Annotated in this window: 35 protein-coding genes and 2 pseudogenes; all 37 read left to right on the plus strand. The window is 31.1% G+C overall.

Annotation, left to right across the window (positions count from 1 at the left end; translation table 11 throughout):
- The first annotated feature begins 4 nt into the window (after positions 1-4).
- The 37 genes and pseudogenes from J3U57_RS06645 (at position 5) to J3U57_RS06810 (ending at position 23,963) form a co-directional block, all read left to right on the plus strand.
- Entirely contained in the window at positions 5-937 is a 933-nt protein-coding gene (locus tag J3U57_RS06645) for a hypothetical protein (RefSeq protein WP_267344193.1), read from the plus strand.
- Positions 938-1,069: 132 nt separating this feature from the next.
- Positions 1,070-1,752 (plus strand): annotated as a pseudogene (locus tag J3U57_RS12805) (RHS repeat-associated core domain-containing protein); the annotation flags it as partial.
- A gap of 1 nt (position 1,753) precedes the next feature.
- Complete coding sequence (locus J3U57_RS06655) at positions 1,754-2,302, plus strand: imm11 family protein (protein WP_267344191.1); 549 nt, start codon at positions 1,754-1,756, stop codon at positions 2,300-2,302.
- Positions 2,303-2,360: 58 nt separating this feature from the next.
- Positions 2,361-2,807: pseudogene (locus tag J3U57_RS06660) on the plus strand (RHS repeat-associated core domain-containing protein); the annotation flags it as partial.
- A gap of 169 nt (positions 2,808-2,976) precedes the next feature.
- Positions 2,977-3,204: a DNA/RNA non-specific endonuclease gene (locus tag J3U57_RS12810; protein WP_416379545.1), complete on the plus strand. Its 228-nt coding sequence runs from the start codon at positions 2,977-2,979 to the stop codon at positions 3,202-3,204.
- A gap of 9 nt (positions 3,205-3,213) precedes the next feature.
- Positions 3,214-3,621: an NTF2 fold immunity protein gene (locus J3U57_RS06665; RefSeq protein WP_100151982.1), complete on the plus strand. Its 408-nt coding sequence runs from the start codon at positions 3,214-3,216 to the stop codon at positions 3,619-3,621.
- 193 nt (positions 3,622-3,814) lie between these two features.
- Positions 3,815-4,738 (plus strand): RHS domain-containing protein, encoded by a 924-nt coding sequence (locus tag J3U57_RS06670; protein ID WP_267344189.1) that lies wholly within the window; start codon positions 3,815-3,817, stop codon positions 4,736-4,738.
- A 50-nt stretch (positions 4,739-4,788) separates the two neighbouring features.
- Positions 4,789-4,848, plus strand: coding sequence for a hypothetical protein (locus J3U57_RS12815; RefSeq protein ID WP_416379662.1), 60 nt, complete (start codon positions 4,789-4,791; stop codon positions 4,846-4,848).
- A gap of 187 nt (positions 4,849-5,035) precedes the next feature.
- Positions 5,036-5,464, plus strand: coding sequence for a hypothetical protein (locus tag J3U57_RS06675; RefSeq protein WP_267344188.1), 429 nt, complete (start codon positions 5,036-5,038; stop codon positions 5,462-5,464).
- Between the two features lie 774 nt (positions 5,465-6,238).
- Positions 6,239-6,718 carry a hypothetical protein gene (locus J3U57_RS06680; protein WP_267332743.1) on the plus strand — a complete coding sequence of 160 codons (480 nt, stop codon included), beginning with the start codon at positions 6,239-6,241 and terminating at the stop codon, positions 6,716-6,718.
- A gap of 288 nt (positions 6,719-7,006) precedes the next feature.
- Complete coding sequence (locus tag J3U57_RS06685) at positions 7,007-7,603, plus strand: hypothetical protein (RefSeq protein ID WP_267344187.1); 597 nt, start codon at positions 7,007-7,009, stop codon at positions 7,601-7,603.
- Between the two features lie 114 nt (positions 7,604-7,717).
- The gene (locus tag J3U57_RS06690; RefSeq protein ID WP_267344186.1) at positions 7,718-8,161 is read left to right on the plus strand and encodes a hypothetical protein; all 444 of its coding nucleotides are present in this window, start codon (positions 7,718-7,720) and stop codon (positions 8,159-8,161) included.
- Positions 8,162-8,427: 266 nt separating this feature from the next.
- The gene (locus J3U57_RS06695; RefSeq protein ID WP_065632910.1) at positions 8,428-8,907 is read left to right on the plus strand and encodes a hypothetical protein; all 480 of its coding nucleotides are present in this window, start codon (positions 8,428-8,430) and stop codon (positions 8,905-8,907) included.
- 2 nt (positions 8,908-8,909) lie between these two features.
- On the plus strand, positions 8,910-9,317 hold the full coding sequence (locus J3U57_RS06700) for a hypothetical protein (protein WP_267344185.1): 408 nt from the start codon (positions 8,910-8,912) through the stop codon (positions 9,315-9,317).
- A gap of 278 nt (positions 9,318-9,595) precedes the next feature.
- Positions 9,596-10,300 carry an SMI1/KNR4 family protein gene (locus tag J3U57_RS06705; RefSeq protein ID WP_267344184.1) on the plus strand — a complete coding sequence of 235 codons (705 nt, stop codon included), beginning with the start codon at positions 9,596-9,598 and terminating at the stop codon, positions 10,298-10,300.
- Between the two features lie 161 nt (positions 10,301-10,461).
- A complete protein-coding gene (locus J3U57_RS06710) occupies positions 10,462-10,740 on the plus strand; it encodes a hypothetical protein (protein WP_267344183.1) in 279 nt (92 codons plus the stop codon).
- Positions 10,741-10,881: 141 nt separating this feature from the next.
- A complete protein-coding gene (locus tag J3U57_RS06715; protein WP_267344182.1) occupies positions 10,882-11,454 on the plus strand; it encodes a hypothetical protein in 573 nt (190 codons plus the stop codon).
- A 265-nt stretch (positions 11,455-11,719) separates the two neighbouring features.
- Positions 11,720-12,142 (plus strand): hypothetical protein, encoded by a 423-nt coding sequence (locus tag J3U57_RS06720; RefSeq protein WP_082209401.1) that lies wholly within the window; start codon positions 11,720-11,722, stop codon positions 12,140-12,142.
- 113 nt (positions 12,143-12,255) lie between these two features.
- Complete coding sequence (locus J3U57_RS06725) at positions 12,256-12,582, plus strand: DUF7716 domain-containing protein (RefSeq protein WP_065632880.1); 327 nt, start codon at positions 12,256-12,258, stop codon at positions 12,580-12,582.
- A 192-nt stretch (positions 12,583-12,774) separates the two neighbouring features.
- A complete protein-coding gene (locus tag J3U57_RS06730; protein ID WP_267344181.1) occupies positions 12,775-13,641 on the plus strand; it encodes a hypothetical protein in 867 nt (288 codons plus the stop codon).
- A 201-nt stretch (positions 13,642-13,842) separates the two neighbouring features.
- On the plus strand, positions 13,843-14,022 hold the full coding sequence (locus J3U57_RS06735; protein ID WP_267344180.1) for a hypothetical protein: 180 nt from the start codon (positions 13,843-13,845) through the stop codon (positions 14,020-14,022).
- A complete protein-coding gene (locus J3U57_RS06740) occupies positions 14,010-14,144 on the plus strand; it encodes a hypothetical protein (protein WP_267344179.1) in 135 nt (44 codons plus the stop codon). The genes J3U57_RS06735 and J3U57_RS06740 overlap by 13 nt, the downstream gene beginning before the upstream one ends.
- A gap of 60 nt (positions 14,145-14,204) precedes the next feature.
- The gene (locus tag J3U57_RS06745; protein WP_267344178.1) at positions 14,205-14,861 is read left to right on the plus strand and encodes an SMI1/KNR4 family protein; all 657 of its coding nucleotides are present in this window, start codon (positions 14,205-14,207) and stop codon (positions 14,859-14,861) included.
- Positions 14,862-14,981: 120 nt separating this feature from the next.
- Complete coding sequence (locus tag J3U57_RS06750; RefSeq protein ID WP_267344177.1) at positions 14,982-15,914, plus strand: hypothetical protein; 933 nt, start codon at positions 14,982-14,984, stop codon at positions 15,912-15,914.
- Positions 15,915-16,267: 353 nt separating this feature from the next.
- Positions 16,268-16,633, plus strand: coding sequence for a hypothetical protein (locus J3U57_RS06755; protein ID WP_267344176.1), 366 nt, complete (start codon positions 16,268-16,270; stop codon positions 16,631-16,633).
- Complete coding sequence (locus tag J3U57_RS06760) at positions 16,626-17,075, plus strand: SMI1/KNR4 family protein (protein WP_267344175.1); 450 nt, start codon at positions 16,626-16,628, stop codon at positions 17,073-17,075. Before J3U57_RS06755 ends, J3U57_RS06760 begins: the two co-directional genes overlap by 8 nt.
- Positions 17,076-17,216: 141 nt before the next feature.
- The gene (locus tag J3U57_RS06765; protein ID WP_267344174.1) at positions 17,217-17,495 is read left to right on the plus strand and encodes a DUF7710 domain-containing protein; all 279 of its coding nucleotides are present in this window, start codon (positions 17,217-17,219) and stop codon (positions 17,493-17,495) included.
- Positions 17,496-17,614: 119 nt separating this feature from the next.
- On the plus strand, positions 17,615-18,466 hold the full coding sequence (locus J3U57_RS06770) for an immunity 22 family protein (RefSeq protein WP_267344173.1): 852 nt from the start codon (positions 17,615-17,617) through the stop codon (positions 18,464-18,466).
- Complete coding sequence (locus tag J3U57_RS06775; protein ID WP_065632887.1) at positions 18,467-18,673, plus strand: hypothetical protein; 207 nt, start codon at positions 18,467-18,469, stop codon at positions 18,671-18,673.
- Positions 18,674-18,861: 188 nt separating this feature from the next.
- Positions 18,862-19,311 (plus strand): hypothetical protein, encoded by a 450-nt coding sequence (locus J3U57_RS06780; RefSeq protein WP_267344172.1) that lies wholly within the window; start codon positions 18,862-18,864, stop codon positions 19,309-19,311.
- 151 nt (positions 19,312-19,462) lie between these two features.
- Entirely contained in the window at positions 19,463-19,762 is a 300-nt protein-coding gene (locus J3U57_RS06785; protein ID WP_267344171.1) for a hypothetical protein, read from the plus strand.
- 404 nt (positions 19,763-20,166) lie between these two features.
- Positions 20,167-20,358, plus strand: coding sequence for an RHS repeat-associated core domain-containing protein (locus J3U57_RS12820; RefSeq protein ID WP_416379663.1), 192 nt, complete (start codon positions 20,167-20,169; stop codon positions 20,356-20,358).
- Positions 20,313-21,218: a hypothetical protein gene (locus tag J3U57_RS06790; protein WP_267344170.1), complete on the plus strand. Its 906-nt coding sequence runs from the start codon at positions 20,313-20,315 to the stop codon at positions 21,216-21,218. The genes J3U57_RS12820 and J3U57_RS06790 overlap by 46 nt, the downstream gene beginning before the upstream one ends.
- Positions 21,219-21,519: 301 nt before the next feature.
- A complete protein-coding gene (locus J3U57_RS06795) occupies positions 21,520-21,987 on the plus strand; it encodes an SMI1/KNR4 family protein (RefSeq protein WP_267344169.1) in 468 nt (155 codons plus the stop codon).
- Positions 21,975-22,523 (plus strand): SMI1/KNR4 family protein, encoded by a 549-nt coding sequence (locus tag J3U57_RS06800; protein WP_267344168.1) that lies wholly within the window; start codon positions 21,975-21,977, stop codon positions 22,521-22,523. The genes J3U57_RS06795 and J3U57_RS06800 overlap by 13 nt, the downstream gene beginning before the upstream one ends.
- 529 nt (positions 22,524-23,052) lie before the next feature.
- A complete protein-coding gene (locus J3U57_RS06805; RefSeq protein ID WP_267344167.1) occupies positions 23,053-23,502 on the plus strand; it encodes an SMI1/KNR4 family protein in 450 nt (149 codons plus the stop codon).
- A gap of 122 nt (positions 23,503-23,624) precedes the next feature.
- Positions 23,625-23,963: a DUF7716 domain-containing protein gene (locus J3U57_RS06810; RefSeq protein WP_267344166.1), complete on the plus strand. Its 339-nt coding sequence runs from the start codon at positions 23,625-23,627 to the stop codon at positions 23,961-23,963.
- The last annotated feature ends 267 nt before the right edge of the window (positions 23,964-24,230 follow it).

Genomic DNA, 24,230 nt, shown 5'->3' on the forward strand with positions numbered 1-24,230 from the left:
TACGATGTCTAAAGAATTAAGAACCCAATTTGAAAAAGAATTACAAATTTTTTTAAAAGATCAATTAAGGTCATATCCCTATATTAAGGTTAATAGGAATAAAATTATTTTAGACAATAAAAAGGGAGCTAAAGCAAATATAATTTTTGAATATATGAACATAGGTTATCAATATGTATTCTATATGGATGTATATTCATCTGAAATTAAAAATTTTATTGATAACATCTCACCTCCTTATCCTTCAAATTTACATAATGAGATTATGGTCTATAGTTCACATTATTTTGGGGAAAAAAAAACTGATCCAATTCTATTACCCAAAACAGAAAAAGGAAAAGAATATACTTTTGATAGAATACTTAATATATTAAATACTATCTATCTTGAAAGAGCCTATAATTTAATTGAAATAAATAAAAATTTGATTAATGATATTATTTATGACCCAAAATCATACGCTTATCCATTTTTAATCAGTCTATATGCTATACAAAAGAATAAAATCTCGTACCAAGATATTGATTTAGAATATTTATTGAGTGAGAAAATGCTAGGATATATCAATGATAAGGATTTAAAAATTGCATTTAATAAAGAAATAATTGATTATCCTTTATATAATATTCCTATGTTGCTTACTAAAAATAAAAGCAAAAAACTTCAAGATGCTGTCATTGACACTGCCACAGCTTTATTCGGTTTTTTAAAAAAACAAAAATTATTGATCGATATTGAGCCCTTTGATGAACAAGGAAAATTAAAAACCGACACAGTGATTAAAAGGGAAAATGTAACACCAGAAGGTCTAGCATTATTTAATACAGCTGTAGAGGGATGGCTTAAATATTTAAATAGAAGTCAAGCTGCTAACAAATATCAAAACCTAAGTCGTCTTGAAAATGGCTTAGCTCAAATCAGAGAAGGTAAAAAATAATTAATTTTAAATATTTTACTTTTATAGTCTGTACTGGATTCAACTTTGTTATAGCCGGCTATAATTGTCATACCTTGATACTGACAGAACCCCATTGTCTTGAATAGGTAGCACCACCGGTACAGAACATAAGTGCTGTACTACCACACCGATGTCAACGGTGCCCCAGAAGAACTCACCGATGAAGACGGTCACATTGTATGGGCATGCAGCTATCAGCTGCGGGGCAACACCATACAAGAAATCGAACACAGCCAGATACAACATCACCTAAGGTATTGGGACAGTATTTAGACAAATAAATCGGCTTACATTACAATATTTTAAGGTACTATGACCCGAATATAGGCAGATTCACGCAGCCGGACCCGATAGGGTTGCTGGGTGGGTTTAATCTGTATCAGTATGCGCCTAATGGGCTGATGTGGATCGATCCGTGGGGGTTATGGACATATAATACGATGCCGTCAATTGATGGGTTCCAAAAGCATCATATTATTCCACAGAAATTAAAAAATCATGATGTACTTAAAAAGGCTGGCATGAACATTCATTCGGTTAAAAATATAATGTATCTGCCCACTTCAGCTGATGCGCATGCTACTAGAACGATTTACAACGGTTCACATAGAGCATACACACGGGATATAGAAGAGCAACTGAATGAAATTGATAAAAGGGGTCAAAAGGAAAATTGGACACAAAAGCAATACAAACAAGCTTTAAATGAACTAATAAAAACAAGAAGAATTGGTTTACGTAGTGGGAAAACTATTTTAAATAAAAATTCAATTAGGCCTTCTAAAGGATGTTGATATGATTTATAGATTTATGATAGGTAATTATGCTAATAGTTATTGGTTCCAATATGACTCAACTGTAGTTGATCTTTACGAATTTCTACAATGCAAGAAGATTCAATCAAATAAACCATTAGTTTTTAAATTAGAAAACAAAGTCAGTGAAAAACGTTTACTCTCTTATGATTTTTATTTCAGTGATGGTCCTGAATTTATCTCGCCTAGACTTGCGAATTTACTTTCAAACAATCAAGATTTTTTACATGATGTCCAGCTAATAGAGGCAACTATAATTGTTAATGGTCGCAGCTATTCTGGTTATAAGGCATTAAATATTCTGCGTTCAATATCATGTATTGATATGAATAAATCTGAATATATACCATTATTAGAGAGTTTGCCTGATGGACCCAAAAAATTTTATAAAATGGTCTTTAAAGAAAATATAAATGAGCAATTTTGTATGGCAAGATGTAAAGAATCTATAGGTCGAATTGTGATTTCAGAGTCGTTACGACAGTTTTTTATAAAAAATAAAGTAAAAGGAATAGATTTATACACATAATCCAATTTAGTAAACCTGGCTATTAACAATAGTCAGGCAAGACATCTGATAAACGAAACGCCATCTGTGGGACGGACTAAGAATGATTCAGGAAACCCGTACCGACAGAAGCAAAAGCGTCTATATCTACACTGATGAAAGCGGCTATGAACCCTTAGCCAGAGTAGAGACCACCACCGGTACGGAACAAAAGGTGCTGTACTACCACACCGATGTCAACGGTGCCCCGGAAGAACTCACTGATGAAGACGGTCATATTGTATGGGCATGTAGCTATCAGCTGTGGGGCAAACCGATACAGGAAATCGAACATACCGATATACAACAGAACTTAAGGTATCAGGGACAGTATTTAGACAGAGAAACGGGCTTACATTACAATACTTTCAGGTACTATGACCCGAATATAGGCAGATTCACGCAGCCGGATACGATAGGGCTCTTGGGTGGGTTTAATCTGTATCAGTATGCGCCTAATGGGCTGATGTGGATTGATCCGTGGGGCTGGATTTGTAAGGTAAAAGTTGAACGGGGCACTCATGGTCAGCCTCTTTCAGCAAAAGCAACAGTTTCCAAAGCTGATATAGGCACAGGGACAGCAACAAATCCTCTTCAAAAGCTTGGGCTACAAGATTAGGTAATGCAAATGATGACGCTTACATATCTTAGCTAAAATATTAGAAGGTTCAGGTGTCACAGATAATGTTTTCCCTCAATTAAAAGGTTTGAATCGGGGAAAATACCGAACTTTTGAGAAGCGAGTAAGAAGATATATTGAAAAAAATGGAACGGTAGATATAGAATGGAATTTTATTTATGACAAAGGTAGTACTAGTCCAAAAATACAATATTCTGTTTCTCAAAATGGGAAAAATGTGTTAAGCGAAGTATTTGATAATTAGGTAAATAAAATGAGTTTAGAAAATGCAGAAAATATTTTAAAAAATTTTATTATTGCAATGAATAATTGGGAGAAACATTATTATCCACTTGTAAAAAATGGTTCATCCGAAGAAGTTCGCTTAAATATGATTGATGATTTGAATTGTATATTTAATAAATATTGTACAAAGAAAGAGCGAAAATATGGACGGCAAGTTTCATTGGGCTGTGGTAATCCGCCTGAATATTCGCCAGATGAAAAATTTTTAAAAACCGAAGAATTGAAAAATAATAAAATAGTAATATATACTCAAGAACAAAATGGCGTAAAAGATCAATTTCGATATACTTTGCATTTTAAAAATCATGAATGGCGGATTGATAAAAAAGAAGTTTACGATGACATAGATAATAAATGGGAAAAATATACTCTTTAATCTTTCTTAATTATTATCAATTCAACCAAGTATTTTTGTTAAACTAAAGAATTCAAGTGAAAAAATTAACGTTTAATTTCCTTGATAATGTTAACATTGTCGACTTTACCGCAGGCAACATAGCCGAAATTACTTACCATTTCTGACGTTATGCTATCAGTACAGCAACTCGGGTAACCGCATCGCCACCACTTTGCCGGACGGGCAAACCCTCAACAGCCTGTATTACGGGTCCGGCCACCTGTACCGCGAAGTCCTACGCAGTCAGGGGCAACTGAACACCGAATTCAAATACGGCCGCAACAGCCGCCTACAACGTAAACAAACTCGGCGTGGCCACAACACCATCCTGTCCGACATCCTTACCGACCGCCGCTACCAGTACGACAACCTCGACCGGCTGGTGAGTAAAAAACATACCCGGCAAGGACAGACCGATTACCACTATGACCGCACCGGCCGCATCGAAAGCTGCCGCAACCAGGCCTACTGGGAAACCCTGCAATACGATGCCGCTGCCAACCTGCTGGATAAAAGACGCAACGAAGACAACAGTACCGACAACCAGAACCTGATACGCTTTAACCAGTTACTCCACTTCCGCGGCCTGCAATACACCTACGACGCACACGGCCGTACCCACAGCAAACAGACCGCCAGCGGTACCCAGTATTACCACTACGATGCCGAACACCGCCTGACCGAAGTTCGTATCGAAAAATTAAACCGTACCGAACGCTACGGCTATGTCTACGATGCCTTAGGCCGACGTATCGAAAAACACCAGATAGACCGGACGGGCAAAGCCTGCAACCGTACCCGTTTCCTGTGGGACGGACTGAGAATGATTCAGGAAACCCGTACCGACAGAAGCAAAAGCGTCTATATCTACACGGATGAAAGCGGCTATGAACCCTTAGCCAGAGTAGAGACCACCACCGGTACGGAACAGAAAGTGCTGTACTACCACACCGATGTCAACGGTGCCCCTGAAAAACTTACTGATGAAACCGATCATATTGTATGGGCATGCAGCTATAAGCTGTGGGACAGACCGATGCAAGAAATCGAACACAGCCAGATACAACATCACCTAAGGTATTGGGACAGTATTTAGACAAATAAATCGGCTTACATTACAATATTTTAAGGTACTATGACCCAGATATAGGTAGATTTACGCAGCCGAACCCGATTGGGTTGTTGGATAGGTTTAATTTGTATTAGTATGCGCCTAAAGGGTTGACTTGAATTGATCCGCGGGGAATAACTACGGAAAATTAAACTTAACCAATTAAATTAATCTTTCAAACAAATATTGTTGATTTGAAAGATTGCCACTGTAAACTTAAAAAAATGCTTTACCTAAAAAAGGAAAGATAAAACTTCAATTTGCAAATGAAAAATAAATATTATGAAGAAAGATATGGCATATGCAATAGAGCTACCTTATTGGCAGGCTCCAAATGATGATATTGTTTTGAATTCAAAAGGAGATTCATTAACTGCTTTTTTTAAAATATGGAATTCTTCTGCTAAATATTCTGTATTTACTGGTATATTCGATTTTTCTTATGTTTGGGCCATGAGATACGAACGTAATAAAAATTTAAGTTATTATATTCCTCGTGAAGACGATGATTTCCGTGCTTGCTATTGGATTGTCAAAGATTCATCCTGGCTAGAAAAATTGAAGATAGAAAGAAGTTCTTTTTTTCCTGAGTGGGATAAATATGATATTGGAGAATATTATCATTACATTATCCAAAGTGATTCATTTTATGTTGAGATTATTGCTAAAGATTTAAAAATATCAAGAAAAAAATTAACAGGTATTTTTTAAAGTATTCTATAGACTAGATAATATACCTATGCTGTAGGAAAAATGGATTTTAACATAACTATTTTTCACTGATTAAAAATTTGATATCAATTTAAATATTTATAGCTGGCAGTTAAATGTCGCAAAAATCTATAAGCGTGCAGCTATCAGCTGCGGGGCAACACCATACAAGAAATCGAACACAGCCAGATACAACATCACCTAAGGTATTGGGACAGTATTTAGACAAATAAATTTGCCTACATTACAATATTTTAAGGTACAGCGACGTGATATAGGTAGATTCACGCAGCTGGACCCGATTGGGCTGTTGGGTGGGTTTAATTAGTATCAGTATGCGCCTAATGGGTTGATATGGATCGAACCGTGGAACTGGAGCTGTAAACCTTCCGAAGGATTCAAACGTAAAAAAAACGGATCTAAATGTTGGTTAAATCGTTTGCAAGTAAAAAGCCAGAAGAAGTTTATGATTACTTGATATCGAAGGGGAGGAAGGTAACGAAATCATAAGCAAAAAATCCGTACGCTATTCAATATACAGTTTATGTTAAAACAACTAAATCTGGTACAACATATAAATTGGATTATCATACAGGTGGTTCTGCATCTCAACCTAATATACACAGTAATGATTATTGGAAAGTCTATAAATCAACAGGCAAAGGGCCAGATGAGGTTTTAGGTAGAATTGGCCATTGGGAATTTAAAAACTATGATCGTATTCAAGATTCACCTGTCTATATTAACGGAATGCTTATGAATGGAAAATGAAAAATGATTGATTTTAATGCAGATATAGTTAGCTATAAATCTTTAGGAAATATTGAATTGGAACGCCATATAGATTTTTATTTAGATGAAATATACAAAAATTTTACGGTCGAAGTAAAAGAATATATGACCCCTTACCCTTTTAATGAAAAAATGTATGCCTATTTTTTAGAGGCTGGGACAATAATAATTTCTACTAATTCTGAAGGTGACATTATTGCTGTAGGATGTAATGAACATTATCAAGGGAAATACAAGAAAAAATTGTATGCGGGGATTACGATGAAAGAGCTTATCTTGTTAACAAAAAGTCAGCGCATTCTAAATGGTACACTTATTGTTGACGAAGATTACGGTATATCTTTTACACTTCCTTCACCATATGATGAAATGGCTGATTATATTGAATATATTCCTTTAGATTTAAAACTGAATGAGATTTTTGTTTCTGATGATTCTTTTTGGGAACCAAAAGAAAAATAATATTTATTTGAAATAATAATGTAATTTATTTCAAAAAATTAATCTACTCTAGATTGATTAGCACAAATTTTGACGTTATTGTAACACCTAGAATGAGACTTCCAACGGCACCCTGTACTCGATTATGACGTCTAACACCGCCTAATCGACGCCGTATCGAAAAACACCGACTGGGCAAAGCTAGCAACCGTCTTTTGATGCCGCTAGGAAAACTGATGCAAAATATGGAACTAATATTGAAAGTGCTGTTAGGGAGAATATAGATAATAATAGATATGAGGAAATTAAATGAAGCGTGAACAACTTTATCACCTATATTATTCAGGAATGGACACTGTCGATATCGTTCCCGAATGGGAGCGTAAAAACAAAGAGCAATTTTGTCATTATTGCCATACACTAAAACTACCTCACGGTGGTATGGATGTGATTACGGATGGGAAAATAAGGAAAAACCTAGATATGCCCATGGTAGGTCGTCTTCTGATACCTAGTATTATGTCGCTGCGCTTATTTAGTTTGCTGGGTGAAGAGGCTGAAAAACATTTAAATATAGGTTCTATTTATAATAAAGTGGAAAGTGAAAAGCATAAACAGCCATTTATAACTTTTATTAGTAAATATGATTACGTTGTACTGAGAGGTGAAAAACCATATATTTTTGATGGACAACCTGTTCCTGAAAATGAGCGTCTTTTTGTCTGCCCTGACTGCCATTTCCACGCAAGAAGAGAACATGCGCCGTGGTTTTTACTTGAGCGCGAATATCCAAAATATCCAATATGCTGTACGGAATTGGGTTTACTTTTATATGAAAGTATTTATGAAAGGATAAAAAATATCAAATTAGTTGGGGTATGTGTAGAGAAAGTCAAGGTTAAATAGCAAGATACTGATTCTATTGAAAACGCTTTCCAACAACAAAACCAGTAGAGGCAGTGAAGCAGGAAAGATTCCAGTTGGCAATCGAAACAGTGATAAATCGAAAGGACGATGTAAATGAAAATTGATTTTTTATTATTGTGGGCTGAAGTTGGCATTCGCTACGAAATTACAAATACGGTTTTAAATCCGTTGATAGAAAATCTTAATGAATTAAACAAAACGCTTCCACATTATGATAAATTGTTTAAAACAACAGATTATGAATTAGTATTTACCATATCTGCTACACAAGAACACAAAAATTTAGTCTACGGTCCTACAACATCGTCAAAAAACAAAGTGGTTTATTTCACAATTTTTATACCTTATAAAACGTTTAGTTGTTATACGCAACAAATGTTCTATGTTCTTGATACCATCGCAGAGGGAATGATTTTTGTATTCAATAAATATAAAGTGGATCCTTCAGGGATAAAAGAAGTGTTTGAAACATTAAAAACATTGATTGCAAAGGATCCAGAAAGATATCAAAAATGGCTAAAAGATCTCGAGGATTGATAACTTAAAAACTAATAGTGCCTAAGGCGTTATTGCCAGAGTTGGAAAAAATATATATAGCTATTAATTGTGCGGCAAATCGATACAAGAAATAGAATATAGCCAGATATAACAGAATTTAAGGTATTAGGGACAGTATTTAGGCAAAAAAGTAGAAGAAGCCGGTCTGGTTGCATTTGATTTTTCAAAAGAAATAGAACTTTCATAAAAATAAATAATGCTAATCAAGTACGGTTAAAATCTTGTTGGTACTAGACTATATTATTATGAATAGAGAAAGTTTTACTATTGATGAAAAAAAATATCCAATTGGTTGGAGATTCAACTCTACAGAATGCATATTATCTTCTGAAGAAAAAAAGAGGATAATTTTTCTTGATGAAGATGAATCTAGTCGATTTTGGCATATGATATTCCCATTTGATCACTTAATGAAAATGCCACCAATGTTTTGTTCAGTGACAGAAAAAATCGATTTAGATTTTAAAAATTCCAAACAATCTTCGTTTTTTTTCGAAAACAAACTAGCAGGTCATTCATCTGTTTTTTTCTTCTGGGGGAAAATAGCAAGTGCGATTGTGCCTGTGGATATTTTTATAAAATCATGGAATGATTTTTTTTATCCCAGTGACGAAACAAGTATTCTATTTATCGCCTCTAAAAATAGAATGATCTTTTCTTATAACGAAACGTTTTTTTACGCTGATATATTGAGTAATTTAAATTCACAAATAATAGATGGATGAATATGCATGACTTAAGGTTATTGTTTTTAAACGGATTATTTTATCTGCTTGATAATAATTATACTGCGTCAAACGTGGCGAATTATGCTTTTGAATTCTATTTAGATCATCGTATTACTGATGCAAAACTAGCCTATGTTATCGATTATTTAAGCGGCATTGATGCCTTATTAGCAATGATAACAAGAACAGAAGTCGAAGACGATTATGATCCAGATGAAGATGATTACAATAACCCTAACCCTAACATTCCTTTTCCAGATGATACCTTAGATTCTTTCATAAAATATCCTAAACGAATTTCAATAATTCCTGAAAACAGGCTGGCTATTTATTTAAAAAAAATGGAACTTTCTGAAAAAGGGCGTGAAGTCCTTGCTAAATTACGTGAACAAGGTTTAATAAAATAAAAAAATATTCATTACCAAAATAGTCAATATGTAAATTGGTTAAAACTGATTTTATAGCTGACATCTTCGCTTTTTCATTTATAGCAGAAAAGTGTTCAGGGTAAGATGTCATTCAAGTCGTGATGTCATTTTGTCTGTTTGTTACAGTGTCACGATACAACTATTCGATTGAATAAAAACTTATTAAGCAAAGTAACGCAGCAGTAGGGTTAATTAACCTGGGGAAAAGCCAAGATAATACCCAACCAACGCTATGGATTTATCATTAGGTGAAAGGGATGTTTGACAAAAATAATTTTTATGAATGCGAAAAGAAGTTAACTATTGATAACCTAACAGAATGTGAAAATAAGTTAGGTATTCAATTACCGTCATCCTTAAAACAGCTGTATCTTACTTGCAATGGTGGCCTTGTATATAAAAGTGTGTATAAGGTAGGCGATCCAGCTTATATTGTTGAAATTTCAAATTTTATTCCAATAAAATATAATCAAGCATTTAAAAATGATCCCAAATTTGTAATAGAGGGAATTGCATTACAACATTGGAATGAAGACAAATTACCTAAGTTTCTACTACCATTTGCTCGCAGTTACCAGAATGGATTTTTATGTATAAATATTGATACTGGTGCTATCTATCAATACCTAAGATCAGTTTGGGATACAACGCTTAGTAAAGAACAAAATTTCGAAAAAAATAGTATTTATTTATCTGAATCTTTAGAATATTTCTTAGGTTGTCTGACCGCAGATGAAGAAGATAACGATTACGCTATCGAATATGAAGATATCAAACCCCGTAAAAGTAACCAATTTTATCATTCTGAAAAATCAATTGATACCAGTGATATTGCTGAGATTGAAAGTGTCTTAAAAATTAAAATCCCCGAACAATTAAAAGCGTTTTTATTAAAACAGAATGGTGGGATGCCCGAAAATAATACTTGGATCGATCCGCAAGGCGAATATGATTATGTCTAAATTAATTTGTGATGAGGATCTGGAAGATTTTTAAAAATATCTGATTACTAATAGTACTGCGCAAGATTAATACCGATAACGCATTTAACATAGAAATTGCTTTTGTAATATCGTACACGATAAAATAATACACAATATATTGTGTATTAAACGTATTGATTATGATTGATTTTTCTTATTTATCCGATTTCGATGGCATTAAACCATCGTTCATTTTACATGATAATATCATTAAAAAATTAGAAAACTCATTTTGCTATTTAAAAGAAAAAACTGGGATTTCTATTGACCCATATGGTAAAACCAGAATTTATCCCGATCATCAAAAAATACTTATTAGCTATTTAGCAAAGAGTAAAGACAGCGACATTATCAACTTTATTAATTTTCTTGTTAAAGCTAGCAATGAAAATGAAATTATCATCGCAGAGGGTGATTAAAAAAAAACAGGTCGAGTATTATTCAATACTTGAATTGAAAACAAATACACCGTGTAAGTTATAAAAATAGCGGCTAAAGAATGATTGATAAACAGCCATTATTTGAAAATTATTAAATGGTTAAAGGTATTGGGATAAAAAATGTTAGAAATTAATGCATTTGAAAGATTATTAGACATATTAAAAAAACATGATGATGGTCAGTACTTAGCTAAAAGCCCAAAAGAGGTGGATTCATCCTATTTACATAACAATCACTTTTTAATCGAGTTTTACCGTCAATTTGAGCTACAACAGCTTGTTATAGAGACGGGTATGTCTTCTTTATCGTTTATTGACTATTTAAATTTAGAACAACGAAACACCAATTACTCTTTTTCGAATTTAAAAAAGCAAGATTATATTGTTTTTTTAGAACAGAACGGAGGCGGTGAGCCTATTTTATTTAATTTTCAAGAAGATAACAATAACCCCTCTATTTTTGCTGCATATGACGTTTTAGAACCGTTCAAAATCGCCGATAATTTTCTTCAATTTATACAAGCATTAACCGTAATTGTTGATATTGTCTATAACCAATATAATATTTATGAAATATATACAAATGATGATTGTGATGAAATAAAACCTGAATTTTTACCCAAAATAAAAATGACGCTTTCTCCGATTTTAGGTGAAAACATTGATCGTTTTATGCAATATTTTTATGGTTAATAAGTTTGCCTAAAATGCAATTATTAGTTAATTAAAAATTAATAATTTTTCAAATAGAGTGATGACTACCCCATTCAAAATAAGTGCAAAAATACAATACTTTGTTTTCAAAAATAGGTGAAAGAGTTAAGTGGAGTCTATTATTATCAACCCAAGCCACCATCTTTATTAAACTTAAGAATTTAAGTGGAAGAAGAAATTCAAGAGACTACAGGGATATTCAATAAAATGTACATAAATATAATGCCAAGATAGGTTGTCAATAATGAATAAAGAATGGAGCCCAATGTTTCAAATTGAGATAATGGATATTATTAATAGTTTACAACTTAACAAGTTACATGTTGGATCACCGGATTCTCTTATTGATGAAACATTGGGTGAACCAGAACTACCAAAAGCAAAACTAAATAAAAAATCTAAAATATACAACTATTTGTATGGTAATGTCAGCGTTTTATCTGAAAATAACATTGTAATAAATATAAGTATTGATATGCATGGTATTAGAAAAAAGATGGTGACGCTAGGTAGCGTAAATGACTGGACACTAGATAAATGGCTCGAACTATCTAAATTAAAAAAATGGAATATAAATAAATTTTGCGATGTTGTTAATCTTGAAGGAAAAGGCTTGATTATTTCTTTATCATTGGAAGGCAAATTAACGATGCTCACACTTAATTAAACAGTTTAAAAATAGATTATAAAGATCACAAAAATAGCATAAAATATATACCATGCCGATGGTTTGGTGGCAGCAAAAAATAACGTATCGTTAATAATGATTGGAGATAATAAATGAAAACTATTATGGGTATTGATGGATTATTAGTTCTTTATAAAGAGCGTCCAGAATTATTTGGTTTTTTATATACAAGTACTAAAAAAAGCTATGAAAAACAAAATATAAGAAATGGAACTTTTTATCTTCCTGAAAACGATGAAGAAGAAGAGGAACTGAGTGAGTTATGTGATGAATATCCTGATAAGTATCAAGATTGGATAGAATATCAAACTTTTTTAGATATTATTGAGTATAAATTAGACCATCATCCTAATGCTACAAAAGAGGATATATTAGATGCTCTTGTTTATTATCTTGAAAATGATGCTTTTTTAGATTAATAAAATGAAGGATGTCGTTGGACTTACCATTTTAAATACGTAACATTATTTACAATATTAAAGATTTTATTACTGAATTTATTCATTTAATAAGCTATCTTTTATTTATATGTTGACTTCAAGCATAAATAAATAGTTGTTACAAAGTGGTTTATTTATCAATATTATTTTGTTTATGAAAAAGCAAATCATATGGAAAAGTTTTTAACATTACTGAATAAGAAAAAAATAGAATTTGTTTTACAAGACAATAAAATAACTGTATTTCAAGATTTAAATTTAAGAAATAGTGGGATTTCAGTTTTACCAGACTATTTAACAGTGCATGGCAATCTAATTTTAACTTATACAAGAATTAGAGCATTACCAAAAAACTTTTTAGTTACTGGCGATTTAGATTTAAGTAATACAGAAATCAAAATATTACCAGAAGAACTACACGTAAAGGGTTGTGTTTATTTAACCAATACCGAACTCAGTGCATTACCCTCAAAATTTTTTACTGATGGAAGCCTAAATCTAGCAAATACAGAATTAACTACTTTACCAAAAAATTTAAATGTAAAAGGTGATTTAAATTTAACAATGACAAAAATCAAAGTATTGCCTGAAAAATTTTTTGTTGGAGGTAGTTTATATTTAGGTTTTACTGAATTAAAAACATTACCTGAAAACCTTTCTATTAAAGGCAATTTGGATTTGAAATTTTCAAATATCGAGACTTTACCTGAAAATCTATCCGTTGAGGGTAATTTAAATATTGAATCCACTAAAATTCGTGTATTACCTAAAAGTTTATATGTTAAATCAGGCATATATTTGGATGTAAATGAAATACAGAATGTTGTTTATTTTCAAATGTCTGAAGATAATCCTCAATTACTTTTTGTTTGTTGGGTTAACGGCGGAATTTCAATTCAAACTAAGGATTTTTGGGGTACAATGGCTCAGTTTGAACAAATGTTAGATAAAAATTATTCTGAAAAGAAAGCTGTAAAATATAAAGAAATTGCAAACAAATGCATGAAAGAATTAATGAATAAGTTAAACAATATATAGTTTTTATTAAATCAGTCTTATTTTAGAAATAAATACTAAAAAAAATTTCACAGCTATAGTAACCGTGCCGTCGACTTTAACCTTAAACAGCTAGACCCATTTGGGTTACTAACTGGGTTTAACCTCAATTAGTATCATCTTAACTTCATGATATGGATTGAACCATGTGTATTTAAACATTAAACGTAAGGATAGATAGTGATGAGTAACGTTTCAGTTGAAAAAATCATTGCGGCTATAGAGCAGGGTAAGGTTAGAGGTTTTGATGAAATAAAAGAGATAGACGGTGAGCGATTTTTTTTCAATATGCACTTAAAAAGGAAAATGGTTTATATAATGCCTATATTTTTTATATCATGGAAAAGAAAATGGAAATTATAGAAGATTATGGGGTAGAAGACATTAAGCAATTTACAAATATATCAGATGCACTAAATTATTTTAAATCATTGGATATAAATGTACAAAAATTCTCTGGTATAAAGGGTGTTTTACCAATTTGAATGATATCGAAATTAATATCTGATCTGTTTTTATTTATGGATGATATTTTTGGAGTTAAAATGTTTACATCAAAATACAGTGTTCCAAAAGATATTGATAAACGTATTACAAAGTTAAATTTAAATACAAAAATAAATCATGCCGATATCGAATTTCTAAAACAATATAATGTGATTATTTTAGATGATGAAGCTGAAATAGACTATTGTATTAATTGCGATGGCGAAGCGTTACCCTTAGAGGTTATTTTTGGTTTTTCAAAAGAAGATACAGAAGATTTACTGGCAATCAATGACAGCTATTTAGATCGCATTCCAGAAAATTATTTAGCGATAGCTAGCCTTAATTATGGTGACCTACTTTGTTTAAGCCCGAAGGGTAAAATTTATCACTGGGGTCACGAAGTTAATGATCTATATTTTGATATGAAAGGGGGGTATTTAGAACAAGATACAAACTTAAAATTGGTCGCCAACGACATTGATGCCTTATTAGCGATGATAACAAGAATAGAAGTCGAAGATGACTATGATCCAGATGAAGATGATTACAATAACCCGAATATTCCTTTTTCAGATGATAGCTTAGATTCTTTCATAAAATATCCTAAATCAATTTCAATAACGCCTGAAAACAGACGTGCTATTTATTTAAAAAAATGGAACTTTCTGAAAAAGGGCGTGAAGTTCTCGCTAAATTACGAGAGCAGGGTTTAATAAACTAAAAGATAAATTAAATCAAACAGAAGTAACTATTATGTCATCTAAAGGTGAAAAAGGACTTATGGAAATTGCTACGAACAGTGGTAAAGGCGTTAGGTTTGGAGGCTATATACGATGTCTAAAGAATTGAGAACCCAATTTGAAAAAGAATTACAAATTTTTTTAAAAGATAAATTAAAATCATATCTTTATATTAAAGTTAATAGGAATAAAATTATTTTAGACAATAAAAAAGGAAGCAAAGCAGTAATATTACTTACATACCAAAATGCCAGTCATACATATGTATTTTACATGAATGTATATTCAACTGAAATCACAAATTTTATTGATAGCATTCAACCTCCTTACTCTTCAAATTTCGATAATAAGGATATAGTTTATAATTCATATTATTTAAGTGAAAAAAAATCTGATCCAATTCTATTACCCATAACTGAGAAAGGAAAAGAATATACTTTTGATAGAATACTTAATATATTAAATACCATCTATCTTGAAAGAGCCTATAATCTTATCGAAGTAAATAAAAAATTGATTAAGGATATAATGTATAAACCACACGCATACGCTTATCCATTTTTAATTAGTCTATATGCTATACAAAAGAATAAAATCTCGTACCAAGATATTGATTTAGAATATTTATTGAGTGAGGAAATGCTAGGATATATCAATGATAAGGATTTAAAAATTGCATTTAATAAAGAAATAATTGATTATCCTTTATACAATATTCCTATGTTGCTTACTAAAAATAAAAGCAAAAAATGGCAAGATGATGTCATTGAAACTGCCACAGCTTTATTCGGTTTTTTAAAAAAACAAAAATTATTAATCGATGTTGAGCCCTTTGATGAGGAAGGAAAATTAAAAATCGATACCGTTATTAAAAGGGAAAATGTAACGCCAGAAGGTCTGGCATTATTTAATACAGCTGTAGAGGGATGGCTTAAATATTTAAATAGAAGTCAAGCTGCTAACAAATATGAAAATCTTAGTCGTCTTGGAAATGGCTTAGCTCAAATCAGAGAAAGTAAAAAATAATTAACTTTAAATAGGGTATTTTTATAGTCGGTATTAGATTGAGTCCGAACGGCTCATTTAGCATGCTTATTACATCAGTTTTCTGCCAGATCGGATTAGGCTTTTGGGTGGTGTTAACTTGTATCAGTATGTGCCTAAAGCAAGTATAAAAAATTTTATAAAAAGATATAATGAAAAACAGTATCAGGAAATCATTTTGAAAGTGCAAGAGTGTTATTAGTGAGAAATATTTGAACGTTAACAAGCACCCCTCCTAAAATCACCAATAATCCCCTTAAAGAATTAATAGCTAAAAATAAAAAATGTATCCTGAATTAAACAAGGTAAAACATAATAGTAAAAAAGGATGTTAAATGAAAATTTTAAAAAATGATGAATTAGTAGTTAATTCACTTTTATCTGAATTACTTGATGAAGGGCTTCAATATTATAAAGTAAACTTAAGTGACTCAAGTCAACCAATAAATGAAGCAGATCCTTTTTCAAGATTAAGAAGTATAGTCGTCGGATTATCAAACAAAGATCAAGAAACGATTTTTAATTTTTTACGCATAGTAATGGTAGACACAATGTCAACAATTTTTGGAACAATAGATGGCTCACATTTTCCTCCTAATATTAATGGTGATTTTGTCTTAACCTATAATGGCGAAGAAATACAAGGTACGTTGCAAGATGAATTAATTGAAAAAGCAGAAGAATTAGGTATATATGAGTAAGATTAAAAGCCTTATTGAGAAATTGCATAATGAAGCTGAAGATGAAGTATATTGGCTAGGTTCTTGTGATGAATCTCAAATTAAAATACTTGAAAATAAATTAAAATTGTCATTACCAGCCGAATTGAAAGAATTTATTTTATTAGTTGGTGGTGGCGGTATTGTAGAAGAAGAGATATCAGGCATAGTAAATAATGATGCATTAACAGAGTCTGAAGGTAGTATTTATTATGATACCTGTCAATGTCGAAATGAATACACGTTACCTATGAATCTAGCTGTTATCTATTTTAAGGATGACGAAGTATGTTGGTGTGTTGATTGTAGAAAAGATACTTTTGGACAAATTATTAATTATGATCTTTTTTCAAAAAAAATATTAAATGTTCTTGCTCCATCGTTTGAATCTTTTTTTGAAGAATATGTAAATTTACGGACGTAAATATTGAATGAAAATTTTTATAACTGACTAAAAATGATTCAGGAAATTCGTACCAATAGAAGCATGCCAGTTGATATTAGTGGTTATGACTGGTGTATTCAAAATAGAGAGTAAATCAAATAGACTAAATGGAAAAAAGTAATGACATCATTTATATGGGTTTTTCATGGACATGAAGCTGATTTTTGCTCAGGTGTGTATAGCGAGTTAGAACAGGCAGAAAACTTTATTAAAAAAAATCTTTTAAGTGGCGTTTTAACAAAAATGCCTCTAAATAAAAGTGTATATGAATGGGCAACAGAAAACGGTTTTTTTGAACCCAAAACGGATTATCAGCATAGCAGTAAATTTATTCAAAAATTTACCAGTGCTTATTTGGAACACCATCATTATCAAGATGGTGAGAGAATTGCATATTAAATTAATGGGTAGATTAAATAAAGCTACTCCAAAATCGCAAGTAATAAATATAATAGACAGTATGCATGATAAATATATGAAAACTTAAACTAATTGTCTATAAATAAGGAATATTAGTGATGAGTCATTTAAATTCGGATAAAGTTACTATTCACCTATGGATAGGTAATAATTTTTCTTCAGATGAAGAATACAAAAATTATTTTCGCCAGTTTGAAGGAATACAAAAAGATCCTTTAAATCCTAAACCAAGATGCCTGTTTTGTGCAGACACTGGAAATATTGCATACATGACAGAAAATCTAATCATTTTAGAAAAATTTTCTTCCCCTGAAAATATGGATTTTGTTATTAATAAAGTGGAAGTAAATGAAAATGAAAAGAAAAAAATAATACAAAAATGCAATGAATTAGGCATTAAATCGGCAAATGCAGTATTTTGGTATGTTAATAACGATCCAATATTGGAATTAGAGGTAAAAGAACCTTATAGAGAAAATTACAATGGATTAAAATACATAGGTGAATTTGAAGCTGACTCTAAATATCCTATCATTGAACAAGATGATCTTACAAAAAATTGGCATCTATGGATAGGTACGAATACTATGCCAACTAGAGAATATAATAAATATTTTAAATTGGACTATAAGTATGATATTGATAGTCCTAAATATATAGTTTGTGATTTTTGTAAAGATACGGGTAATGATTGGTATGATGAAGACTTTATCGGTTATCCTAAACCGTTAAAAAAAAGCGTCAAAATTGATAAACTGATTGATGAATTTGTTACATCAGATTTAGATTGCATACAACAAATTGAAACAAAATGCCATCAATTAGGTATAGAACAAGCTAATGCTGTAGTTTGGTATATAGCAGATGATGAATTAAGTGAATTCAATATCCAAAAACCTCTTAAAGAAAATTATAATGGACTAAAGTATATTGGGATTTTTAGATTTTAATTGGTTAATACTAAAACTATGTCATCAGCGGCAGAATCGAAAACTGCCGCAACTGACCTACTGGATAAAAGCGCAACGAAGACAGCAGTACCCGAAAACCAAAACGTGGTAGGCTTTAACCAACAACTTGATTTACACTGCCTCCAATACACCTACGACAGCAAACAAACTGCCAGTGGTACCCGTAGTATAGCTATGAAAAGTTAATATAGGAAAATTTGGCTCAACTAAACAAAAGCCTATAGGAATGACAACTGTAGATGGAAAAAATGGATCTCATATAATGTGTTTAGTGAAAAAGATAAAGGTGAACACTTTTTATTTGATGCTACTGAATCCGCAGTAATCAAACTTCAAAATCTATTTGTGCATCCATCTCAATCATGGAAAAATTTATGACACTTGATGATGAAATCAAAATACAACTCACTCAATTATTCGATCAACCAAAACTGATAGATAATTGGGGTGATATTGCAGATAAATTATCAGATTCTTTTGATTGGAAAGGAACAAAGATTGATTGGACAAAAACTATTAACTATAAAAGCAGTCAACTTTTTGGAAACTATTCTAACTGGTTATTCCTGATAAAAAATTTTTTATATAACAATGATATATTTGTTGAAATAAAAAAAAGTAGCGTAATTTATTATATCAATGATTCGTCTTTAAATTTTGCAGTGCAGTTAACAAATCAACAATTTGAGCGTTTTCTTGCATTTGCTATTGAAAATATTCCTCAACATCATTATTTTTTTGATTCATCCAATAAATGGTGTCTTGTTATAAGTTCGGAAGGGTATATTGATTTTGGACTAGCCCAGAAAAATTTATCATTATAAAAAATAGACTATATTTTAATACTCACCTTGATGGTATAAGGCCGGCGAGATATGCTGAAGTTATGGATTTAAATAAACACGCTAAGATAACATAGATTAAAGCAATCAACGTTAGAAAACTATACTAGAGCAGTATAGGAGATAATTTTTTATGAATCGTGTAAAGATTGTATGGCTTCCAGAGTCTAAAGGAGGCAGAAAAACAATTCCACCTGCGGGAAAATACTATGCCGTATCTTGTTTTAAAGAGGATAAAGAATGGCCGAATAATGCATGGAGCGTAGTATTTGAGATAGATGAGTGCGAAATTAAAAATAATGAGATATGCTCTTTAGGAGCGGTAAGATTTTTAATGGACACAGCACCAGAAAGCCGTTTGAAATCACAAAATAAATTCGAAATTTATGAGGGGCCCAAAAAAGTTGCATATGTCTATTTAATACACAATTAGTTTCAATTTATAGAAATATAAGCTATAAAATTAAACTCTTTATTAGTCTAGAATTGTAAAAGAGATTTGTTAATTTTAATTTAACTTTACATTTTGTTTCTATGACCTCACCGGCAGAATCGAAAATTGCCGCAATCACGCCGACAGGGAAACCCTGCAATACAATGCCGTAACCAACCGACTGGATAAAAGACACAAAGAGGACTTTAGTATCCAAAATCAAAACTTGTTACGCTTTAACCAACAGCTTGATTTACACTGCCTCCAATACACCTATGGAGCAAACAGCTCTCCCCACAGCAAACAGACTGCCAGCGGTACCCAGTACTATCGCTATGAGCCGAACACGCCTAACAAAAATACAACAGAACTTAAGCTCTCAAGCACAATATTTAGACAAATAAATTAGCTTACATTACAATACCTTAAGGTACTGCGACCCAGATATAGGTAGATTTACACAGCCGGACTCGATTGGGCTTTTGGATGGGTATAACTTGTGTCAGTATGCGCTTAATGGGGTGATGTGGATTGATACAGTCGGTTTAAAATGTATCCTAAAAAATTTATTGAATTATTTAACTCCCTCCCTATGAATATGTTGGAAAAAAATAAAATGTATGAATTGAATAAAATTCAAAATGCTATTAAAGAATGTATTAAATTGCAAGATAGTATGCTTGATAACATTTTTTTATTAGTAAATTCCCCTAAATCTGTAGAATTAATTAGAAAAGATTTAACAGGAGTAGTAAACCCTTTATTATTACATGTAATTAAGCAACTACCAGAAGAAATGAAGGTTAACTTATTGCCAAATATCATAGAAGTAATGAAAAATTTAGATGGAAATACCAAATTATGTCAAGATATTATCCTATCTATAGATAAAAATTGGTTAAAAAAAAATATTTGGTTATACACTAAAGATGCAATTGATGATCAAGATTATCAAAATATTGGAATATTTATCTATTTGTTTAAATCTATCAGTGAAGAATTATCTAATAAACTTGCTCTTTTGGCATTAAAGAGTGATGTTGAAGATGTTCGTGAAATAGGCGAAATGTATTTTGATAAAATGGCTGTGTATTGTGAAGATGATGGTATAGCTGTAGATATAATTTTAAGTTGTTTTGGATCACAAAAAATTTCAGTTGTTTATTTAGAGTCTGAAGAATGTGATGAAAAAATGAAAACAGATATAAATTTTATTATATCTCACCAAATTGAGCTTCTTCATTTAATTGAGCAGGCAACAGCTTCATACATTGATAAAGTTTACAAAAAAAAATTAGATAAACTGACATTAATAAAAATTTATCTATTTCCCGATGTTGAATATCAATATGGTTTTTTATTTGATTGGTTAGGAGATATAGAGCATGGAATAGGGGTTAAAATTAAAAATTTAAAAGTAGAAGATATAGGTGGAGCTGAAATAGCATTTCTCTAAAAATATAATATTTATCTGTATAATCAAACTAAGCTGATACTAGAACGACTACCCCGACCGACTGGTGAGTAAAAAAACAAAGCTTTAGCCTGATTAGAAAAAGGTTCTAAAACTCAGAAAGTTAATATAAAAAATTTGGTTCAACTAAAAAAAAGTTTGTAGGAATGACTACTACAGATAGAAAAATGCGATTTAGCATTAAGTACGATAATCAATGGAAAAGGGTTGGTTAACAGGCAAAAAAATCGATGAAATCAACAAAAAGCTGTTAGTTTATTAACAATATATTATTGGATAGAAAATGTTGAATAAAAATAAATTTTTTAAATGCGAAAAACAATTAACTAATGATAATTTAACCGAATGCGAAAATAAATTAGGTATCAAAATTCCTTCATCTTTAAAACAGCTTTATTTAACTTGCAATGGAGGGAATATTTACCAAAATGTTTGTATAATTGATCGTTTTCCATATAAATTTAAAATTTCAAAATTTCTTGCAATTAAATATAATCAAGCATTCAAAAATGACCCTGATTTCTTACTAGAAGGAATTGTATTAGAACATTGGAATGAAAATAAATTACCGAAAACTTTGCTACCTTTTGCACTGGATTACGGTGATGGATTTTTATGTATAAATATTGATACTGGTGCTATATATCAATACATTAGATTTGCTTGGGATACTACGCTTAGTAAAGAACAAAATTTTGAAAAAATAGTATTTATTTATTTGATTCATTGGGAAAATTCTTGGATTGTTTAACTGAAGATGAAGAAAACAAAGATTGCGTTATAGAATATGAAGATATTAAACCTCGTAAAAGCAACAAATTTTACGATTCTCAAAAATCAGTTAACATAAATGATATAAGTGAAATTGAAAATAGTTTAAAAATAAAAATTCCAGAACAATTAAAAGAATTTTTATTAAAACATAATGGTGGTATGCCTGAAAATAATACATGGTTCGATCCTAAACATGAATATGTCACAATCCATGAGTTGACTCAAATTAAACATTATAAAAAATTTAATAATGATAAAAACTATTTGATGGACACAATAGCTAAAAATTTATGGGATAGAAATTTATTGGCCAAAAATTTACTACCTTTTGCTAGGGATGCTGGTGGTAATTATTTTTGTATTAATATCAACAATGGAAAAATTTACTATTGCACTTTCGATACATGGTCTGACAATCTATCGGTATCTGATAATCAAAGTAAAAGTACACTTTTCCTGTGTAATAGCTTTAATGAATTTATGTCTAAATTAGTTTGTGAAGATGACTTATGAATTTTTTAATATAATTGTATTACTTTTTGTTTCATCTAATAGTTAACTTATATCGATAACAAAGCTTATACACAATACGAAGTTTTACATAGTCAGCTACAATAATTCAGCTATACTCGCAATAGCCAACCGCAAAGCAAACAGACTACCAGTGGTACCCAGCATTATCGCTATTATGCCGGAAACCACCTAACCAAAATACAATAGAACCTAAGATCTCAAGGGCAATATTTAGACAAATAAATTAGCCTACATTACAATATTTTAAGGTACAGCGACCTGATATAGGTAGATTTACGCAGTCGGATACGATAGGGCTCTTGGGTGGGTTTAATTTGTATCAGTATGCGCTAGTGGATTGATATGGATTGATCCATTAGGCTTTTGTTGTGGCCTAATGGTAAAGAAAATTAAGGATTTACTGGCATCACTATCAGAACTCTGGATATATGCAGCTGATTCCACCGATTTACATAATGCAATACGACATTCAGGTGGCATTTTAATAAGTAAAAGGTAATTTATAGTTATGATCATTTGTTCTAGAAAAACGGTAACATTACAAGATATCTCTGATTTTGAGAAAAAAATACAAAGTATTTTACCAAACGATTATAAAGATTTTTTGATAAAGTTTAATGGAGGAAGACCTTTCCCGGCTTCTTTTAAATTTTTTTCAGATAGAACTGACGCATCTTCTGTTGACCAATTTCTTAGCTTAGGAAATGAAAAAAATAGCAACCTTGAAAAGTATTATTTTAATTATAAAAATAGGATTCCATCAGGTTTTATTCCCATTGCCCATGATGCAGGAGGTAACCTTGTTATTATGAAACTAAAAAATGAAGAAAACCAGATCTATTTTTGGGATCATGAGCTTGAAGCTGATGAGGGAGAAAATCCTAATATGGAAAATGTCTATTTAGTTTGTAAATCATTTTCTGATTTTATAAACAACCTTTATGAAGAAGAAATTTAGATAATCCTAAAGGAAATGGTGGACGTTATCTTTGGCGAGTCAGCAAAGAAGACCGACGTGGAAGATTAAATGTATTAACAGGTAAAAAATTATATTAAATTTTATTATGGAGTACTTATACTATGCTGATTAAAGGTAACCTTTATCCAATAAACGATATTATTTCTTATATAAAAAACCCAACAGAAAGAAATGATAATTTTTGTATTTATGGCGAATTTGATGAAGATTTAAAGAGTAACAAAAGTTATTATATTGGTGGCTATCCAAATGTGGATGATGATGGAAAAGAAATCTATCCATCTTTTGTTTTAAAAAAGAAACTATACTTTCTTTATTCAGGAGAGCAATTTGCTGATGTAATCGATTCAGTGATGGAACAGAAACCTTCAGCTACAACAAAAAACTTTATAAAAGCCTTAAATTATTATTCTGAATATGATGATTTTTTAGATTTCTAAATATACCCGTTCATATTATCAATACTCATTGGATATGAAAACTTAAATGAATGAAATTCATAACAAGGATAAAAGGAAAATTGGATACAAAAGCAATTTAAAGAAGCTTTAAATAAACGTATAAAAACAAAAAGAATTGAACCACGTAGTGGAAAACTATTTTAAATAAAAATTCAAGTAAGTATTTTAAAGGATGTTGTTATGATTTATCAACTTATGATAGGTAATTATCCTGATCGTTATTGGTTCCAATATGACTCAACTGTC

It is taken from the genome of Gilliamella sp. B3464 (assembly GCF_026536145.1).
Lineage (GTDB): Bacteria > Pseudomonadota > Gammaproteobacteria > Enterobacterales > Orbaceae > Gilliamella.

Excerpts from the sequence above, each read along its gene's own strand:
- J3U57_RS06810 (WP_267344166.1), top strand. The coding sequence starts at position 23,625 with ATGCTGATTAAAGGTAACCTTTATCCAATAAACGATATTATTTCTTAT.
- J3U57_RS06645 (WP_267344193.1), top strand. The coding sequence starts at position 5 with ATGTCTAAAGAATTAAGAACCCAATTTGAAAAAGAATTACAAATTTTT.
- J3U57_RS06655 (WP_267344191.1), top strand. The coding sequence starts at position 1,754 with ATGATTTATAGATTTATGATAGGTAATTATGCTAATAGTTATTGGTTC.
- J3U57_RS06765 (WP_267344174.1), top strand. The coding sequence starts at position 17,217 with ATGACATCATTTATATGGGTTTTTCATGGACATGAAGCTGATTTTTGC.
- J3U57_RS06770 (WP_267344173.1), top strand. The coding sequence starts at position 17,615 with ATGAGTCATTTAAATTCGGATAAAGTTACTATTCACCTATGGATAGGT.
- J3U57_RS06755 (WP_267344176.1), top strand. The coding sequence starts at position 16,268 with ATGAAAATTTTAAAAAATGATGAATTAGTAGTTAATTCACTTTTATCT.
- J3U57_RS06730 (WP_267344181.1), top strand. The coding sequence starts at position 12,775 with ATGGAAAAGTTTTTAACATTACTGAATAAGAAAAAAATAGAATTTGTT.
- J3U57_RS06725 (WP_065632880.1), top strand. The coding sequence starts at position 12,256 with ATGAAAACTATTATGGGTATTGATGGATTATTAGTTCTTTATAAAGAG.
- J3U57_RS06780 (WP_267344172.1), top strand. The coding sequence starts at position 18,862 with ATGACACTTGATGATGAAATCAAAATACAACTCACTCAATTATTCGAT.
- J3U57_RS06735 (WP_267344180.1), top strand. The coding sequence starts at position 13,843 with ATGAGTAACGTTTCAGTTGAAAAAATCATTGCGGCTATAGAGCAGGGT.
- J3U57_RS06680 (WP_267332743.1), top strand. The coding sequence starts at position 6,239 with ATGATTGATTTTAATGCAGATATAGTTAGCTATAAATCTTTAGGAAAT.
- J3U57_RS06685 (WP_267344187.1), top strand. The coding sequence starts at position 7,007 with ATGAAGCGTGAACAACTTTATCACCTATATTATTCAGGAATGGACACT.
- J3U57_RS06665 (WP_100151982.1), top strand. The coding sequence starts at position 3,214 with ATGAGTTTAGAAAATGCAGAAAATATTTTAAAAAATTTTATTATTGCA.
- J3U57_RS06695 (WP_065632910.1), top strand. The coding sequence starts at position 8,428 with ATGAATAGAGAAAGTTTTACTATTGATGAAAAAAAATATCCAATTGGT.
- J3U57_RS06785 (WP_267344171.1), top strand. The coding sequence starts at position 19,463 with ATGAATCGTGTAAAGATTGTATGGCTTCCAGAGTCTAAAGGAGGCAGA.
- J3U57_RS06745 (WP_267344178.1), top strand. The coding sequence starts at position 14,205 with ATGTTTACATCAAAATACAGTGTTCCAAAAGATATTGATAAACGTATT.
- J3U57_RS06715 (WP_267344182.1), top strand. The coding sequence starts at position 10,882 with ATGTTAGAAATTAATGCATTTGAAAGATTATTAGACATATTAAAAAAA.
- J3U57_RS06740 (WP_267344179.1), top strand. The coding sequence starts at position 14,010 with ATGGAAATTATAGAAGATTATGGGGTAGAAGACATTAAGCAATTTACA.
- J3U57_RS06710 (WP_267344183.1), top strand. The coding sequence starts at position 10,462 with ATGATTGATTTTTCTTATTTATCCGATTTCGATGGCATTAAACCATCG.
- J3U57_RS06705 (WP_267344184.1), top strand. The coding sequence starts at position 9,596 with ATGTTTGACAAAAATAATTTTTATGAATGCGAAAAGAAGTTAACTATT.
- J3U57_RS06805 (WP_267344167.1), top strand. The coding sequence starts at position 23,053 with ATGATCATTTGTTCTAGAAAAACGGTAACATTACAAGATATCTCTGAT.
- J3U57_RS06720 (WP_082209401.1), top strand. The coding sequence starts at position 11,720 with ATGAATAAAGAATGGAGCCCAATGTTTCAAATTGAGATAATGGATATT.
- J3U57_RS06790 (WP_267344170.1), top strand. The coding sequence starts at position 20,313 with ATGTATCCTAAAAAATTTATTGAATTATTTAACTCCCTCCCTATGAAT.
- J3U57_RS06700 (WP_267344185.1), top strand. The coding sequence starts at position 8,910 with ATGCATGACTTAAGGTTATTGTTTTTAAACGGATTATTTTATCTGCTT.
- J3U57_RS06690 (WP_267344186.1), top strand. The coding sequence starts at position 7,718 with ATGAAAATTGATTTTTTATTATTGTGGGCTGAAGTTGGCATTCGCTAC.
- J3U57_RS06795 (WP_267344169.1), top strand. The coding sequence starts at position 21,520 with ATGTTGAATAAAAATAAATTTTTTAAATGCGAAAAACAATTAACTAAT.
- J3U57_RS06760 (WP_267344175.1), top strand. The coding sequence starts at position 16,626 with ATGAGTAAGATTAAAAGCCTTATTGAGAAATTGCATAATGAAGCTGAA.
- J3U57_RS06675 (WP_267344188.1), top strand. The coding sequence starts at position 5,036 with ATGAAGAAAGATATGGCATATGCAATAGAGCTACCTTATTGGCAGGCT.
- J3U57_RS06750 (WP_267344177.1), top strand. The coding sequence starts at position 14,982 with ATGTCTAAAGAATTGAGAACCCAATTTGAAAAAGAATTACAAATTTTT.